The following is a 17095-nucleotide window of genomic DNA, read 5'->3' on the forward strand; positions in this document are numbered from 1 at the left end:
AAACTTAATACACAGGAAAATACACTAGCGCAAGTTGAGAACAAAAATTCTAAATTAAATCGGCAAGCCGATATGCAGGCAACGATTTTTGAACGTTCACGCGAACTGTTCCAACGTGAATTGAAAATTAAGCAAGAGTTAGAAGCGCTGCAAAAAGAGAAAGAAACTTTAGTACCGAAGCTCAAAACGCTCAAAACCGATTGTGATGTCTACTTAGAAGGTAAGTCGTGGGATGCAAAATCAGACGCATGTGATAAGCAAGATGAAGCGAATTCAAGAATTAGCCAAATCGATCAGATGATCCAAGTTCACCGCATGGATTTAGAACAAATCAAAGCGCTAACGGAAAATATAGGCTTATAATTTATACAAATCCCACCAATGTTTCTTTAACAGGCCTCGCGAAAATGAGGCCTGTTTTATCGTAAGGCTTATTCGGTCAAATACGTTGTTAGGAATTCTGCAATCTTCACCATATCACTGATCGCAATATACTCTTCGGTGGTGTGAACTTTCGCCATGCCCGTTGACAAATTGACGGTCACTAATCCTTTTTCGTTAAAGTTGTTTGCATCACTGCCTCCACCAGTACGTTTGGTTTTTGGTGCAATCCCAACCGATTCAAAGCTCTTTTTGATCGCAGCGATATGCGGATGCTCTTCATCCAATACAAAGGCGTTGTAAGCACGAATAGATTCAATCTCAACCTGCGCGCCATGCTTGTGCGCCGCGGCCTGAAAGGTTGACACCATATGTTCAACTTGTAGGCTCAACTTATCATCATTCAATGAGCGGGCTTCAGCGACAATTCTAAGATCAGGCATGACGATATTCGTTGCGCCACCGCCATGAACAAGGCCGATATTCGCCGTGGTTTCCTCATCAATACGCAGCAATTTCATTTGGGTAATCGCATCGGCTGCGACGGCGATAGCGCTAATACCTTCTTCAGGAGCAAGGCCTGCGTGTGCGGGTTTGCCTTTGATATTAACGATGATTTTTTGCTGCCCTGGGGCGGCTTTAACGATGGTTCCTATTGGACCACCAGTGTCGAGTACAATCGCCTTAGCCGATTGAATATGAGACATATCAAAGTGTTTGGAGCCTTGTAGCCCGCCTTCTTCATGGACGGTGAATGCAATTTCAATGGTTTTATGAGGTTGTTTTTGCGCTTTAATCGTTCGGATCGCCTCCATAATGGCCGCAATACCCGATTTGTCATCGCCGCCTAAAATAGTTTCACCGTTAGAGCGAATGACGCCATTTTCAATGACGGGTGTAATGCCAATCCCCGGTTTGACGGTATCCATGTGACAGCTCAGTACGACACTGTCATCGAGTTGTCCTGCTAGGCGAGCATAAAGGTTAAAGCCATTGGAAACATGTTCAGGTACGGGCAGTTTTTGGACTGAAAAACCAAGCTCACCCAATTGTTCAGACAGCGTTTCTGCAATCTGTTTTTCGTTACCCGATTCGCTGTCAATTTGAATTAGTTGTAGAAAGTGCTCAACCAAGCGCTGTTCATTTATCATGGTCATTTTGTTATCTCGTAGGAAACAGAAGCCATACCATATCGCGTGTGGATGACGCGATGTTCTGCGATAAATCAAAGAAGCACGACAAAACAACCGAATTTTTCGCTTATATATAGCCAATGGCTATTGTTTTTAACTTAATGATTCACTTGTGTTGGCCTAATGTTTTGTTCGTGTAGCTCGGCATATAAAAATCATGTGCGCCTAACACCTCGCCCGATTGTGTGTTTTTTGCCGGAGGCAGTGTCGGCTTTTAATAAATGTAGCTAAAATGTTACGCCGTGCTATTCACTTTACTGAGCAACTGGTTATGATTGACTTGTGATTAACGTGGCCGATTAAGAAAAATCGCTTAATATTCAGTGTAATAAAAATAAATCATCTCTGTGAAATTCGCTAATTTACTATCCTACTGCTCATTAATAGATTTGTGTAACATTTTAATTACATCGACACTATTTGTTCTCCGCTAAACCGTTTTTCGTTATAGGGTTCATTTTTGCTGAAAATTACGCCATGTTCGCAATACTCAACACAAGCGTTAACAAAAAAGGAGCGCGAGATGACCTCAACATTTAACCCATTGGGAACAGACGGTTTTGAATTTGTGGAGTACACCGCGGCTGATCCCGCTGGAATCGCGCAGTTAAAAGAGCTGTTTACTTCTCTTGGCTTTGCTGAGATAGCCAAGCACCGCTCAAAAGAGGCGTGGTTATATCGTCAAGGGGATATTAATTTTATCGTTAACTCTCAACCCCATAGCCAAGCTGCAGCGTTTGCCAAAGTGCATGGACCTTCAGTGTGTGGGATGGCGTTTCGCGTTCATGATGCATCTGTCGCCATGCAGCATGTGCAGGCAAATGGCGGGCGAGAATACAAAACACAAATTGGCCCAATGGAGCTGAGTATTCCTGCGATTTATGGAATTGGCGATAGCTTGCTCTATTTTGTCGATCGTTATGGTAGCCAGAGCATTTATGATGTGGACTTCAAGTTCTATGCCGATGCTAATCAACGAATGACCGACGCCAATGTTGGTCTGTTCGAAATTGACCACTTAACGCATAACGTCAAACAAGGCCACATGGACGTTTGGTCTGGCTTTTATGAGCGGATCGGTAACTTCCGTGAAATTCGCTATTTTGATATTGAAGGGAAGCTAACGGGGTTAGTTAGCCGTGCAATGACAGCGCCTTGCGGCAAAATTCGCATCCCAATCAATGAATCGTCTGACGATAAATCACAAATAGAAGAGTTTATTCGTGAATACAATGGTGAGGGGATCCAACACATCGCTTTATCCACTGATGATATCTACCAGACGGTGCGTACTCTGCGCGAGCGAGGGATGGATTTCATGCCGACACCGGATACTTACTACGAAAAAGTCAGTGATCGAGTTGAAGGGCATCAAGAAGATGTTGATCAGTTAAAAGCGCTGCGGATCCTGATTGATGGCGCACCGATGAAAGATGGAATTTTGCTGCAAATATTTACTCAAACCGTCATTGGACCAGTCTTTTTTGAGATCATTCAACGTAAAGGTAATGAAGGGTTCGGGGAAGGTAATTTCAAAGCGTTATTTGAGTCGATTGAAGAAGATCAAATTCGGCGAGGAGTACTCAGCGATGCATAAATGGATCACATTTCCTCATCGGGAAGGGGTATGTTCAAACCAAGCTCATGCCGACTTCCCGCAAGAGGCTATCTATGAAAGAGAAGCAGGGCGCAGTGGTTTTTTTGGCCCTGCGGCCCATTTCCATCACCAACATGCACCGACTGGGTGGAGTGAATGGCAAGGTGAGTTAAGGCCGAGAGCCTTTAATTTTAATTTGATCGAGCAAGCCAAGCAAAGTTCACCATGGAGCGTGCCGCATCTATTGCATAATGCACAATGTAAAGTCCGAGTATGGAAGCTGGCTCAAGCGATGGATCATTTAGTGCGTAACGCCGATGGTGATGAGTTACTTTTTATTCATCAAGGAAGCGCTGATTTTTATTGCGATTACGGGCATTTGAGCGTTTCACAAGGGGATTATGTGTTGATCCCGCGCTCAACCAATTGGCGGCTGGAGCCAAGTGAGCCGATGTTCATTCTAATGATAGAGAATACGGATGCGGCGTATGCTTTGCCAGAAAAAGGGCTAGTAGGGAACCACGCCATATTCGATCCTGCGGTTTTGCAAGTCCCGTCTATTAACCCAGAGTTTAAAGCGCAGTATTCAGAAAAGACCACCCAAGTTCATTTAAAACGTCATGAGAAAATCAGCGTCATTACTTATCCATTTAACCCATTAGATGCAGTAGGTTGGCACGGTGATCTTTCTGTGGTGAAACTCAACTGGCGAGACATTCGGCCGTTGATGTCGCACCGCTATCATTTGCCGCCCTCCGCTCACACAACCTTTGTTGGCCAAGGTTTTGTGGTCTGCACCTTTGTGCCTCGGCCGATTGAGAGTGACCCCGGCGCTTTAAAGGTTCCGTTTTATCATAACAATGATGATTACGATGAAGTGCTCTTCTACCATGCGGGTGATTTCTTTAGCCGCGATAATATTGAAGCTGGCATGGTCACTTTTCATCCTGCCGGGTTTACCCATGGCCCACATCCGAAAGCGTTCCAAGCTGGGCAAGAGCATAAGAAAAAATTTACCGATGAAGTGGCAGTGATGATTGATACGCGGCATGCATTACACTTTAGTGAGGCGGCGCAGCAGGTTGAAAATCAACAGTACGTCTACAGTTGGAAGAGCGAATAAACGAATAAGAATAAGGAAGTGACATGAAGTTAGCTACGCTAAAAAACGGCACAAGAGATGGGTTATTGGTTGTGGTCAGCCATGACTTATCAAAATGCGTTGCTGTGCCTGAGATTGCCGAGCATTTACAGCAAGCCTTAGACCGTTGGCAGGAAACCGCACCGATGCTCAGCGAAATTTATACGGCGCTGAATGAAGGCGAATTGCTGCAAGAGATGCTGTTTGATCAAACCTTGTGTCATTCGCCGCTGCCTAGAGCGTATCAATGGGCCGACGGTTCTGCTTACGTCAACCATGTTGAGTTAGTACGAAAAGCACGAGGAGCAGAGATCCCTGAAAGTTTCTGGAGTGATCCGTTAATGTATCAAGGTGGTTCGGATGCTTTTCTTGGACCGCGTGATGATATTCAAATGCAAGATGAAGCATGGGGAATTGATTTTGAAGCCGAAGTGGCCGTGATCACCGATGATGTCAGAATGGGTGCAACCCCAAGTGAAGCGGCGCAAGCGATTCGATTGGTGATGTTGGTTAACGATGTATCGCTGCGTGGTTTGATCCCGCAAGAGCTTGCTAAAGGATTTGGTTTTTTTCAATCCAAACCGTCCTCAGCATTCTCTCCTGTCGCTGTGACACCCGATGAGCTAGGCTGCCATTGGGACGGCGGAAAACTCAACCTGCCATTGCTATCAACCTATAACAATAAACCATTTGGTTGCCCCAATTCTGGCGTGGACATGACGTTTGAATTTCCACAGTTAATTGCTCACGCAGCAAAAACGCGCCCCTTGTGCGCGGGCACTATTATTGGCTCTGGTACAGTTTCCAATAAACAGGGAACCGATTTTGGCAGTGCGATTGCTGAAGGGGGAGTCGGTTATTCATGCATTGCAGAAGTGCGGATGATTGAAACCATTCGGGACGGTAAACCAAGTACCGAATTTATGAAATTTGGTGACAGGATAACGTTAGAAATGCGTGATGATAAAGGGAACAGCCTGTTTGGTTTAATCGATCAACGCGTGGTGAAAGGGTCATGAGTGGCCTCAAGTTATATGGGTATTGGCGCTCTTCAGCCGCTTACCGAGTACGCATCGCACTTCACCTCAAGGCGCTCGATTACCAGTCGATTCCTATCCATTTAGTTAAGGAGGGCGGAGTGCAACATTCAACCGAGTTTAGCGCTCTCAACCCGAGTGAGTTAATTCCGGTACTGGAAGATAACGGACATTGCATTACTCAGTCGTTAACCATCATCGAATATTTGGATGACCAGTATCCCCAAGTCCGTTTGGTTCCGTTATCAGGTAAAGAGAAATATCAGGTTAAAGCACTGGCGCAAGACATTGCTATTGATATTCATCCACTGAACAATCTACGAGTTTTACAATATTTAACGCGTGAACTGGACGTCGATGAAAGTCAAAAAGGAGACTGGTATCGGCATTGGATAGCCACGGGGTTTTATGCCTTGGAAAAGAAATTGGCGACAGTATCAGGAGAATACTGTGTTGGTGATCAACTGAGCTTAGTGGATGTTTGTTTAGTACCACAAGTGTATAACGCGGAGCGCTTTAATCTTGATATGGCGCAGTTTCCGATCATCAAACGAATCACTGCTGAGCTTCGTGCTCATCCGGCGTTTATTGCCGCTGCACCAGAAAACCAGCCCGATGCTGAGAGTTAATCGAAAAGCCAGCCTTGCGGCTGGCTTTTCTTTGCGCTGTTTATTGAGCATTCGCCACTAAACTTGCATTGCTGTAATTGTTGTATCCATGCAGCAAAATAGAATAGCGGCCTGGTTTAGCATTGGAGAACTGACACGTTTCATTATTGCCACTGCGATAAGGACGGCAGTCGTATTGCTGTAGATCGGCATCAGTTTGGTACTTAACGTATAAATCGGCATCGCCGCTTCCCCCTGACAATACAATACTCAAGTTACCCGCTTCCGGCAGTTCGAATTGATACCAGGTTTTGCTATTTCTGCTAGCCGATAAACCGTTCACAGGTACGCCATTTTTCAGTTGATTATTCGGCGTAGGCGGTGTTGAGGCGTTACCCATTTCAACCACATAAGCCAATCCAAGTTTAGTAAATTTCACCGCATGCAATCCTGTTGGGTCGGAATTTTGCAGAGTGTCTTGCGGGCTATGAATATTAGGGTTGTAATCATTAAATTTGGATTCAAAAGGCATCGCGGCTGGGTAACCAACCGCATGCCAAGAGGCATGATCAGAGCAGGCATAGCCACAGGTATCAAATCCATAGGTTAATGACGGTAAATATTCATCCAATAGTTGTGTCAAATACTGGGTAAAATTACTGTCGGTGTAATCGCTCATAAACACAATATCTTCGCGTGAACCTTGGTAGTTAGTCATGTCTAACTGCATCACAGACATTACTTTTTTACCTTCGGCTTTAAAACGATTGGCTAAGTCTTGTGAACCTCGAAGGCCCACTTCTTCAGCAGCGTAAGCCATGAAAGCGATGCTGCGTTTAGGACGAAAATTTTGCTCAGACAACAAACGGATGATTTCTGTCACGCCCGCGATACCTGATGCATCGTCGTCCGCACCCGGCGCAATACTGCTTTCGTTGGTTCGAGAACCAAGTGTCGAGTCTAAATGCCCGCCAATCACCACCCATTCGTCAGGTTTTTCAGAGCCTGTAATTGTGAGCATTACCGATTTCTGGTTGTAGCCTGAATGTGTGATTTGTTCTACTTTGCTTGCGGGCAGTGACGCAGAGAGTGAGCGCCAATGATCTGCAATCCAATTCGATGCTTGAGCACCAGTCGAGGTAGTATAAAAGCGATTTTTAAACTGGGTTAAGGTGGTGATGGTACTGGTGATTTGTTGCGCTGATACTGATGGCAACCAAGCATTAACGGTGGTTTGCTGAGTGATCTCCGGTGCACTGAAAGCGTTTAGATTCAGCGGCATTGCGCTGACACTCATCGCACTTTGTGCAGAAGGGTGGACCATATAACCACCACATCGCTGATGATTTTCGTGCATTTCATGTGAAAGCGTCGCCAACTCGCTTACTGGTACTTGCCCAACCCATACTGATGTTTGATTGATAAGATTTTCAGGTAATAGGCTTTGGGCTCCAGAGCGAAGCGCCGTTTGCGTCGCGTCACCACCAATGGAAATCCACACCTTTTCTTCTGCATAAGCGGTACTGAAACAGCCTGCTAGCGCAATCGCCAATAACGTTTGTTTCTGGTTCATTCTCTCCTCCCTGGAGTATTATTATCAACATGACGTTGACCATAAACCCTAGGCCAAAAATAGGAATAATGAGAACAATTCGTTTTATACTTAGTTGTTCATAACGGTTGTCACTAAACTATCAATAAGGTATTTCATCGACTGATAAAAAGAAAAAAGCTAGCGAAAACTTCAGCTGGCTTAAAGGTTTTAACGCTGTACCCATACTGGATAAGTGAAGAAAATAAGGTGGGAAAAATTAAAGAGAAAGTGGAAGAGTACAGCCGTCCATAAACGCCCGCTTAGATGATAGATCGCGCCGTAGCCAATACCAGCTAATGTGGCAAATAGAACCAAAGTCACGCCGCCAGAAAAATGCGCAAGACCAAATAGGGTACTAGCGAGCGCAATACCGAGCCATAGACCGAATTTTTCACTAACGGCTTTTTGTAAATAGCCCCGGAAAAATGCTTCTTCCACCACACAGGTTAAAAGCAAATTATTGAGAGCAAAGAGCCACCACCAAGTCGGTAAAGATAACTCGGGCTTAATCGCGCCAAGCGCCCATGCGACAAAAAGCAAAGCAAAAAGAGGAATCGACACTTTACCGATCGCGGCCCAACGAATGGTTTGATGGTTGCCAAGGAGTGGCGGCCAAGCGAGTAGCAAAGCAAAAAATACCATAGGTTTATCTAGGTTCAAGTAGAGACGAAAGGGGGCACTATTGGCACCAGCCACCACATTATCCAGCACTTTAGGGTTATTAAAACCAGGAATAGCATGCAGCAGCAGTGCAATTGCCCATAATAGCAACGCACCATGAGCAAACCATTTCCAGCGGCCTTTCAGTTGTGGGATGTAATAAGCACCACATAATCCAATGGCGACATACAGCAGGGCCATTAACGATAATCGGTCTGTGAACCATCCGCCGACTAACGACAGTGCTAGCAAGGTGAATGCTGGACGTAACTGCTTTTGAAAACTGAAGATAACGGCAAAAAGCAGCGGGATCCAAATCCATAACGATGAGTCAAGTATCATAGAGAGTACCTTAGGAAATCATCCATATTATTGAGTGATGACAGAGTGGAAGAGTGGAAGAGTGGCGCATTATGAAGAATCATTCTCAATAAAGAGATTCTACCAGTCAGCTAAACGCTTGCAGGCTTACAAAAAGCACTGTGGATCGTCGCTAAAAATGGCGTCAACCGAGTTGAGATGTTTGAACTTTTTCGGATTATTCACCGTGTAGCACCAAATTTGGTAACCCGCTTGATGTAACTCGGCAATGTGCTTTGCACTGATCCATTGATAGTTAAGGTTACAGCCAAAGGCGTCAATTTCGGCTAACACTTGCTTATCTTTACGCGTTAATCGCTCGCTCAACACCGCCAATTTATAACCCGGACAATGCTGATAAAGCTCGCGCATGATAGCGTGGCTAAAACTGGAGAGAACAATCTGTTCATTCGGTAATCCACATTGATCCAGTTGCGCTTTAAGCTGAGCAGCGACTTGAGCAACATCGTGTTTATCCACTTTGACTTCAATGTTTAAACCAAGGCTGTGCTGCTTTGCGAGTGTCAGCAACGTCTCTAATGTCATGATCGGTTCGCCTGCAAATTGAGGATCAAACCAAGCGCCAAAATCGAACTGTTGTAATTGCTCAAGCGTATAAGAATCAATGCGCCCTTTACCATTACTGCAACGATCAATGGTGTGATCGTGGCAAACAACCAATATGTGATCTTGAGTCGGTTGCACATCCACTTCAACCCACTTTAGGCCTAAATCAATAGCGGCTTGCACACTCACTTGCGTATTTTCAGGGTAATGGCCGGCCACTCCGCGGTGGCCAATAATCATAGGCTTCATAGCGTTATCTCTACACAATTAAAACCGGCTCAGCATAGCGCGCGCCTTCTATTTTGTCTTCAAATTGATGGAAATGAGAGACGACGCGCTTTGGACATCACTTTCGCTAATGCTATGCTTATCCAACATCAGGCAGGAGGTCTGATCTGTCAAGTAGGGATAACGGTGAAGCTACATACGATCAAAGGCTATATTCAGAATATGTATCTTGCTGAATATCCAGAACGATTATTACTGCTAGACGGTGCAAGTCGAGCGGACATTCCTACGTTGCAGTACTTCATTGAGAATGAACTGAACCGTCCTTTTTCTCATCTTCATACCGTTGTGGTAACTCACATGCATCCAGATCACGCTGGAGCAGCTCATCAATTGCGTGCATTAACGGGTTGTAAAATCATCTCTGCCAATAAAGATCATGATTGGTATCGTGGTTTGGACGGATTTTGTATGCATCTAGCCGATCTTGCGCTTGCGCGTTGGATGGCGAATCGCCTAGGCCGCCCGCGGCAGAATTTATGGTATCCACGTGTCTTAAAGCCTGATATTAAGCTCAACGATGGCGACACTATTCCTCATTTTAACGAATGGCAAATCTTAGAAACTCCAGGGCATACCGACCGAGATTTGTCTGTCTACCATGCACAGCAAGGCATTGTGTATGTTGCTGATTTAATGGTTGAAGTGAAAAAGCAGTTGATTGCCCCTTTTCCTATTTTCCATCCCAATCAATATCGCCAGTCACTTGAACGGATCTTCAAGCTCAACCCAGAAACACTGCTTCTTGCACACGGCAAAGAGGGGCGTTTGAGCGAAAAAACCTACCAACACCTGCTAAATACCGCACCTATACGGCCCATCACACATTGGCGAGTGGTCAAAATAAAAGTCAAAAGTTTAATGAAGTCTGTTTGGCAATTTGGGGTCAGTAAAGGTAAATAAAGGGTAGGTGGCTTTAAAACTCATCAACAAAGAGTGTTCGCCGCATACTGTGGTTGTTTGCACCGGAAAAAATCGTTAGAATGCGATCCTTGATGATAATGAGAGCTTTTATCAACAAGGTGATAACACTTCGTTGAAGGTAATGAATAACGTCTATGAATCTTTTAAAAATCAGCTTGTCCTTGGTGGCGACTACCAGTTTGTTCGCAGTAAATGCTTCTACACTCAGTGACGCGAATGCCATCCAAAATAAAACCAATTCGGCTTCAGTCGCCAGCCAACAGAACATCAATCACAGTTCTCAATCAGCGTTGCTGATGCAAGCTGACATCGATCAGTTAAAAGAAGAAGTGAAAAATCTCACTATTTATCGTAATCATTTGGCATCGCTGGTGGAAAACCAGAATCAGGAAGCGCAAAGTCTATCGTCACAAATTGATGAGATAAAACTGACTCGCCAAGGCATCGTTCCTTTGATGTATCAGATGATCGACGGGCTACGTACCCTAATCGAAAACGACAAACCATTAAAGCGCGAAACGCGTTTAGAGCGTTTAGAAAAGCTGGAATCGATGATGGTGCGATCGGATGTCAGCGATGCTGAAAAATACCGCCGTATTCTTGAAGCGTACCAAATCGAAATTGATTACGGGATTAAACTGGGTGTTTATCAAGGCGCAGTGGTGCTCAATGAAAACAAAACCATTGAAGCTGACATTTTATACGTTGGCCGTTTATCGCTGGTGGCTCGTAGCTTAAATGGCAAACAGTATTGGACCTGGAGCCAAAACTCGCACCAGTGGACCGATGTCGATAGTGGGCTATATGCCGATTTAGATACCGCTTTCAAAATGGCCAACAATTTAATCACACCGAACTTAATGACGGTTCCTGTTTCACTTGAGTTAGTAGAGGAGCAAAGCAAATGAAGATGGTTTTCTCTCTCTCATCACTCTGTTTAACACTATTGGCTTTCAACAGCTTTGCTTCTACGGAATTAGTCAGCAGCGCTAAAGTGGAAAACAAACAGCAGCAGCAGCACAATATCGAACGCGAAGCGGGTTTTAAACAAACCGAACAGCAGCTACGCCGCGCCAAAGCAGAGCTAGAAGCTCAGCGCCAAGATTTACAAGCGCAAGCGGATAAGCTAAGCACGCAATTCAGTAATAATGAAAACCGACTAGCACGTTTAGAAGAGCAGCTTCGCTTAGAAACAGGAAGCCTTGGAGAGCTGTTTGGTGTGGTACGCCAAAATGCCAAAGCATTAAGCAGTGAATTGGAATCTTCCATCACTGCGGTTGATCGCCATCAGTATACATCGCGGGTACAAGAAATTGTCGCCGCAAAATCTTTACCCTCGATGCCGCAGCTGACGGGGTTATGGCACAGCTATGTTGAACAGATCATCGCCAGTGGTGAGCTAAGCCGCGTTCAGATCGCATTTATCAATGGTGACGGTGTCACGAAAAATGTGGCCGCTTATCGTATTGGAACCTTTGGTTTGGTGACAGAGCAAGGTTATGTCAAATGGAACGGGGATAAACAAGCCGCCACCGCTTATTTGAAACAACCGGACAATGGGCCTATTTTCTCTGGCCTAAATACGGGAGAAATCGAAAGCTTAGTGGTCGATCCTTCGCGTGGCATCATGCTTGAACAGCTAGCCCTTACGCCAACGTTAGCCGAACGGCTACAAATGGGTGGTGCGGTCGGTAACATCATTTTGGTACTGCTTGGTATTGGTTTAATCATTGCTTTCTATCGCGGCTTCGCATTGGTGATGACTCACCACAAGATCAAAGCGCAGCTTAAAGATGTACAGAAAATTGGTAATAACCCATTGGGGCGTGTGCTCAGCGTCTATAACAAAGAGCAAAATCGCAGCGTAGAAGCGTTGGAGCTGCGCTTGCTGGAAGCGGTGGTCGATGAACAAGCGCATTTGGAAAAAGGCTTATCGATGCTGAAGTTATTAGCTGCGATTGCGCCGATGCTTGGGCTATTGGGTACGGTGACCGGCATGATTGAAACCTTCCAAGTGATCACACAATTTGGTAACGGTGATCCAAAAGTAATGGCGGGCGGCATTTCAATGGCCTTGGTGACTACCGTTCTGGGTTTAGTCTCTGCGATTCCACTATTATTAGCTCATAATATCTTAAGCTCTCAAGCCGAAAATATTCGCTCTATTTTAGAAAAACAGGGGATTGGCCTCGTTGCTGCGCAAGCAGAGCAAGAATGCCAAGCTTCAATGAGGAATGCGGCGTAATGAACAGCGTATTGCCAAGCGCACTGCTCAGCAATGACTGGCTAACAACCTTGCAGCAGTTTATGCAGCAAGGGGGTATCGTCTTATGGTGGCTAGCTGGGGTGGTGGCGCTTTATTGGTTGTTGATCATCGAACGCGTACTGTTTGTGGTATTGAGCTTTCCTAAATATCGAAAAGGGTGGTTAGAGCAATGGCATCAACGCGCGGAACACCATTCATGGTATGCCCATGCCATTCGCGAGGGTTGGCTTGGTGAAGCACAGCAGATGCTGCGCCACAACCTTAACATGATAAAACTGCTCGTCACACTTTGCCCAATGTTAGGGCTGCTCGGCACAGTCACCGGAATGATCTCTGTGTTTGATGTGATGGCAAATCAAGGCAGTAGCGATCCTAAATTGATGGCATCTGGCATTTCATTGGCCACATTACCGACAATGGCCGGAATGGTCGCGGCCCTTGCGGGCATGTTTGTGCATGCTCGTCTTGCAAAAAAGTGTCATCTACTTGAATTAAAATTAGAAAAATCGTTAAGGAGTTTGCGATGAGATTAGGCAGACGCCAGCCAAGAAATGATGAGGCGCAGATAGACTTAACATCGATGCTCGACATCGTCTTTATCATGCTGATTTTTTTCATTGTCACCAGCTCATTTGTTCGTGAATCAGGTGTTGAGGTTAACCGTCCTCAAGCTTCTCACGCGGTGAGTCAGAAAGATGCGGGTATTTTTGTCGCTATCAATGCATCCAATGATATTTACATCGACAAACGCTTGATTGATGTTGAACGTGTAGAGGCCACCCTAGAACATCTGCTGCTCGAACAACCAGATGCGGCGTTAGTGATTCAAGCGGATGAACATGCTTATAACGGTACGGTTGTTAAAGTGATGGATGCGGCCAAAGGGGCCGGAGTGAAAAATATCGCATTGGCGGCGGAGAAACGTTAATGGGACGTTTACTGCTTGCTTTGCCAATTGCAGGAGCGATTTCGCTGGCGCTGTTCAGTTTTATGGCGTGGATGGTGGATAACGGTAACCAACGCGCTGTAAAACCAACTCAAGCACTGCGATTTAACATGGTGATGATGGAACAAGAACACGATTTACAGCGTCGCCAACGTAGCGTTCCGGAACCTTTAAAGTTGCCTGAGCCGCCACCGCAAGCACAAGTGACACAGTCACAAACTACTGCTACGGCCGCTACATCACTCACTAGTTTACCAGCTTTGGGTTTGGATACCGCGCTTAATGGGGTGGCGATTAGCGCACCAACCTTTGGTGATTTTGGCTCAAACCAGCAAGCAATGCCGTTATATCGTGTCGAGCCTGTTTATCCAAGCCGAGCCCTAAAGCGAGGTGTAGAAGGTTTCGTTACATTAAGCTTTACCATTGATACAACAGGAAAAGCCGTCGACATCAATGTCGTCGATGCCAATCCTAAACGTATGTTTGAGCGTGAAGCGATGCAAGCGCTGAAAAAATGGAAGTATCAACCTCAGATTGTCGACGGTAAAGCCATTGAGCAGCCGGGACAAACCGTGACTGTGGAGTTTAAAATTGCCAAATGATGAAACGTATATTGATTGGCTTATCACTTGTTATCGGCTCGCTCTCTTTAAATGCGAGCGAATTAAGTGCGACAACAGTCCTGAAAGTGCAAAAAGCACAGCAATTTGCATTAGAAGAGAACCTCACTCAAGCCATTGAGGTACTGAGCAGTGTTGAAACGTCACGTCTTTACGATAAAGCATTTGTCGCCCGAATGCTTGGTGTGTTTTATTGGCAAAGTGGTCAGCCCAAAGCGGCTATCAAACAGATCAAGTACGCTGTAGAGAGTGGAGAGCTGCAAGATGAGCAGGCATGGACCACCGAACGTATGTTGGCTGATCTGTATGTCAATGAACAACAATTTGAAAAGGCTTTACCGCACTACTACCAATTATTGAAATCCGTTCCGCCTTCACAAAAAGTAGACGATCTGTGGTTGCGTATCGCACAGACCCACTACCAAATTGAACAATGGAAAAAAGTGCTGCATGCGTTGGATAAATACCAAACCGTGACGCCACTCAATACTAAAAATCCATTATCACTTAAATTAGGTGCGCAGCTTCAGCTAGAGCAGTGGAAGGCGGCCATTCCAACTTTAGAAAAACTGATCATGCTGGAGCCTGACCAAGCCAGTTGGTGGCGACAGTTAGTCGGTTTACATCTGCGTTTAGATCAGCGTCGTCAAGCATTAAACAGTCTAGCGTTAGCCAAATTACAAGGTGTGGAATTAACCGATAAGGATAAACACTTGCTCGCGCAGTTGTATGCGCAAAATGGCATTCCAGAACGTGCGGCGCAAGTTCTGCAAACATTATCTGATGCTGATCAAGACTTAACTTTACTGAAAGAGCAAGCCACTTACTGGCAGCAGGCCAAAGAGTGGCAAGCCGCGATCAGAACGTGGACAAAAGCAGCTGAACAGGATGAGCAATATTATTGGCAAGTGGCGCTGCTGTACAACCAGCAAGGGCAATTTAAAGAAGCGTTACAGGCGTTGGATAAAGTCACCACGCGCGAGAAAAAAGCCGATGTCGCGTTAGCGCGAGTTCATGCGCTGTACAAACTCAATCAACTCGATAATGCTCTATACCAAGCCAAGCAAGCTGAAAACCTAAATCCATCAAGCCATGCCAAAGGATGGATCAAATTCCTTTCTCGTTTACAAAAAGTTCAGCAAGCGCAAACGGCTAATATCTGATCATAGCGCCTCATCTGCCCGATGATGAGGCGTCTGACCTTTTACGATTTTTGAATCGTCATTATCAAGACTGACATTGGTTCGGTTTTGCCTATCTTAGTGATAAAGAGAACCTATTATTGTCTTTCTGATTTTTTCCGTACCATAACGTTTAACGATGAAGTACAGAGAGAGAATCATGATGAAAGCGTTAGTGGTTGAAGGTGGTGCGATGCGCGGCATTTTTGCCAGTGGAGTCTTGGATAGTTTTTTACAACATCAGCATAACCCATTTGATTTTGTATTAGGTGTTTCAGCTGGAGCTTCAAACTTAATCGGCTACCTTGCGCAGCAACCGAGACGCAGTTATCACGTTGTAACTCAGCTTGCCACCGACCGTCTTTTTTTTAACCCAATTCGCTTTATTAAGGGGGGAAATCTCGTCGATGTGCGTTGGCTAATTGATGAGTCCAACCGACGTTATCCGATTGATGAAGACAAACTGTTTAACTCAGTCCCTTTCTTTGCCGTTGCAACCAATATCGAAACGGGTAAAGCCGATTATTATCGAGTGACTCAAGAAAACTTGAGCACGGCCATTGAGGCAACATCCGCGCTACCGATAGTTTATAAGCACACGCCTTGTTTCCATGGTGGTTGCTACACTGATGGAGGGGTTGCTGACTCGATCCCTGTTAAAGAAGCGTATCGCCGTGGAGCACGAGATATTACGGTTGTTTTATCACATCCACTTAGCTATATCATGTCGCCCCCTAAAAGTAAGTGGATGATGAAAAAACTCTTTTCACGCCATCCAAATATGGCTAAATCAATGCTATTTCGTGCGAAACATTACAACCAATCACTTGAATTTATTCGCAATCCACCTTCTGATGCCATCATTCGAGTAATCGCGCCACCTGAAGGGTTTCCCGTTAAGAGATTGACGATGAAGTTACCTTTGCTCAACATAGGCTATGACATGGGCTTAAAAGCCGGGCAAAATCATTTGGAGTGGCTTGAATACACACGTGCAGCCTAAAAACGCTTAGGTTTAAAAGGCTGATAAAACACTATCTACATGTCGTAACTGTCTATGTAATAAGCTGTTTTTTAGAGATGATTGAGTATGAATTTCATCGCAATTTATCTTGTTTATGGTTTTCATATGAGTGGCACGTGTTAAGTATGTACCACATTTTGATTGATCGAGCCTGATGGCATGCAACTGAAACTATCGCTACTCTCCATCGCTTTATTGAACACAATTCCTGTCACTGCAACGGAAAACTCTCAGATGTTTATTCCGGTCACTGCGGCCAATAGTTACCAACATGGCATTGATGTTGCTGAGTACTGGAAAAGTGAAAAACTGGATGGAATTCGCGCCGTCTGGAATGGACAATATCTTCATACGCGTAATGGTAATAAGATCAATGCGCCTGCTTGGTTTACTGCACCATTACCTAATAAAGCATTAGAAGGAGAGCTTTGGGCTGGACGAGGTCAGTTTCATCACGTTCAACAAACGGTATTGGATACCATACCAACCGATGAAGCGTGGCAAAGCATCCGCTTTATGCTGTTTGATATGCCCGAAGCGATCGGTGACTACCAAAAGCGATACCGCAATCTTATCCACTTATCCTCACTCATGAATGCTCCGCACATTACCTATATTGAACATTCATCAATTCACTCAGAAAAAGAGCTGCTTGGGTATTTAGACAACGTAAGTGATGGGCAGGGTGAAGGGGTGATGCTGCGAAAA

Annotated in this window: 16 protein-coding genes and 2 pseudogenes; 14 read left to right on the top strand and 4 right to left on the bottom strand. The window is 45.1% G+C overall.

The features are described 5' to 3' along the window. Window positions 1-363 (top strand): annotated as a pseudogene (locus B9J84_RS13385) (chromosome partitioning protein ParA); the annotation flags it as partial. A 68-nt stretch (window positions 364-431) separates the two neighbouring features. On the opposite strand, the gene B9J84_RS13390 reads toward B9J84_RS13385, so the two are convergent. Beyond that, the gene (locus B9J84_RS13390) at window positions 432-1538 is read right to left on the bottom strand and encodes a M20/M25/M40 family metallo-hydrolase (RefSeq protein ID WP_094124344.1); all 1107 of its coding nucleotides are present in this window, start codon (window positions 1536-1538) and stop codon (window positions 432-434) included. A gap of 559 nt (window positions 1539-2097) precedes the next feature. On the opposite strand from B9J84_RS13390, the gene hppD reads away from it, so the two are divergent. From hppD to maiA, 4 genes are read left to right on the top strand one after another with little or no spacing between them, the layout of a single operon-like run. Then, entirely contained in the window at window positions 2098-3171 is a 1074-nt protein-coding gene (gene hppD, locus B9J84_RS13395) for a 4-hydroxyphenylpyruvate dioxygenase (RefSeq protein WP_094124345.1), read from the top strand. Beyond that, entirely contained in the window at window positions 3164-4294 is a 1131-nt protein-coding gene (locus B9J84_RS13400; protein WP_017042493.1) for a homogentisate 1,2-dioxygenase, read from the top strand. The genes hppD and B9J84_RS13400 overlap by 8 nt, the downstream gene beginning before the upstream one ends. A gap of 23 nt (window positions 4295-4317) precedes the next feature. Then, window positions 4318-5331, top strand: a complete 1014-nt coding sequence (locus tag B9J84_RS13405) for a fumarylacetoacetate hydrolase family protein (RefSeq protein WP_094124346.1) — start codon at window positions 4318-4320, stop codon at window positions 5329-5331. Next, on the top strand, window positions 5328-5978 hold the full coding sequence (maiA, locus tag B9J84_RS13410) for a maleylacetoacetate isomerase (protein WP_094124347.1): 651 nt from the start codon (window positions 5328-5330) through the stop codon (window positions 5976-5978). Before B9J84_RS13405 ends, maiA begins: the two co-directional genes overlap by 4 nt. A gap of 40 nt (window positions 5979-6018) precedes the next feature. On the opposite strand, the gene B9J84_RS13415 is transcribed toward maiA, so the two are convergent. From B9J84_RS13415 to B9J84_RS13425, 3 genes are all read right to left on the bottom strand, one after another. Then, window positions 6019-7530: a M28 family metallopeptidase gene (locus tag B9J84_RS13415; protein ID WP_094124348.1), complete on the bottom strand. Its 1512-nt coding sequence runs from the start codon at window positions 7528-7530 to the stop codon at window positions 6019-6021. A 189-nt stretch (window positions 7531-7719) separates the two neighbouring features. Next, window positions 7720-8553: a CPBP family intramembrane glutamic endopeptidase gene (locus B9J84_RS13420; RefSeq protein ID WP_094124349.1), complete on the bottom strand. Its 834-nt coding sequence runs from the start codon at window positions 8551-8553 to the stop codon at window positions 7720-7722. A gap of 126 nt (window positions 8554-8679) precedes the next feature. After that, window positions 8680-9387: a glycerophosphoryl diester phosphodiesterase gene (locus tag B9J84_RS13425; RefSeq protein ID WP_013856850.1), complete on the bottom strand. Its 708-nt coding sequence runs from the start codon at window positions 9385-9387 to the stop codon at window positions 8680-8682. Between the two features lie 165 nt (window positions 9388-9552). Here B9J84_RS13425 and B9J84_RS13430 point away from each other — a divergent pair, with 165 nt between their 5' ends. The 9 genes and pseudogenes from B9J84_RS13430 to B9J84_RS13470 all read left to right on the top strand — a co-directional run. Further along, window positions 9553-10329: an MBL fold metallo-hydrolase gene (locus B9J84_RS13430; RefSeq protein ID WP_064626128.1), complete on the top strand. Its 777-nt coding sequence runs from the start codon at window positions 9553-9555 to the stop codon at window positions 10327-10329. A 155-nt stretch (window positions 10330-10484) separates the two neighbouring features. Further along, a complete protein-coding gene (locus tag B9J84_RS13435; RefSeq protein ID WP_094124350.1) occupies window positions 10485-11258 on the top strand; it encodes a DUF3450 domain-containing protein in 774 nt (257 codons plus the stop codon). Continuing rightward, the gene (locus tag B9J84_RS13440; RefSeq protein ID WP_094124351.1) at window positions 11255-12595 is read left to right on the top strand and encodes a MotA/TolQ/ExbB proton channel family protein; all 1341 of its coding nucleotides are present in this window, start codon (window positions 11255-11257) and stop codon (window positions 12593-12595) included. Before B9J84_RS13435 ends, B9J84_RS13440 begins: the two co-directional genes overlap by 4 nt. Further along, complete coding sequence (locus B9J84_RS13445; protein ID WP_013856854.1) at window positions 12595-13143, top strand: MotA/TolQ/ExbB proton channel family protein; 549 nt, start codon at window positions 12595-12597, stop codon at window positions 13141-13143. The genes B9J84_RS13440 and B9J84_RS13445 overlap by 1 nt, the downstream gene beginning before the upstream one ends. Next, on the top strand, window positions 13140-13544 hold the full coding sequence (locus tag B9J84_RS13450; protein ID WP_013856855.1) for a biopolymer transporter ExbD: 405 nt from the start codon (window positions 13140-13142) through the stop codon (window positions 13542-13544). The genes B9J84_RS13445 and B9J84_RS13450 overlap by 4 nt, the downstream gene beginning before the upstream one ends. Further along, complete coding sequence (locus tag B9J84_RS13455; protein ID WP_013856856.1) at window positions 13544-14164, top strand: energy transducer TonB; 621 nt, start codon at window positions 13544-13546, stop codon at window positions 14162-14164. Before B9J84_RS13450 ends, B9J84_RS13455 begins: the two co-directional genes overlap by 1 nt. After that, a complete protein-coding gene (locus B9J84_RS13460) occupies window positions 14161-15345 on the top strand; it encodes a lipopolysaccharide assembly protein LapB (protein WP_094124352.1) in 1185 nt (394 codons plus the stop codon). Before B9J84_RS13455 ends, B9J84_RS13460 begins: the two co-directional genes overlap by 4 nt. Window positions 15346-15502: 157 nt before the next feature. Further along, a complete protein-coding gene (locus B9J84_RS13465) occupies window positions 15503-16366 on the top strand; it encodes a patatin family protein (RefSeq protein ID WP_094124353.1) in 864 nt (287 codons plus the stop codon). A gap of 180 nt (window positions 16367-16546) precedes the next feature. Next, window positions 16547-17095 (top strand): annotated as a pseudogene (locus B9J84_RS13470) (DNA ligase); the annotation flags it as partial.

Origin of the sequence: Vibrio sp. V03_P4A6T147, assembly GCF_002241085.1 — a bacterium.
GTDB classification, from domain to species: domain Bacteria; phylum Pseudomonadota; class Gammaproteobacteria; order Enterobacterales; family Vibrionaceae; genus Vibrio; species Vibrio anguillarum.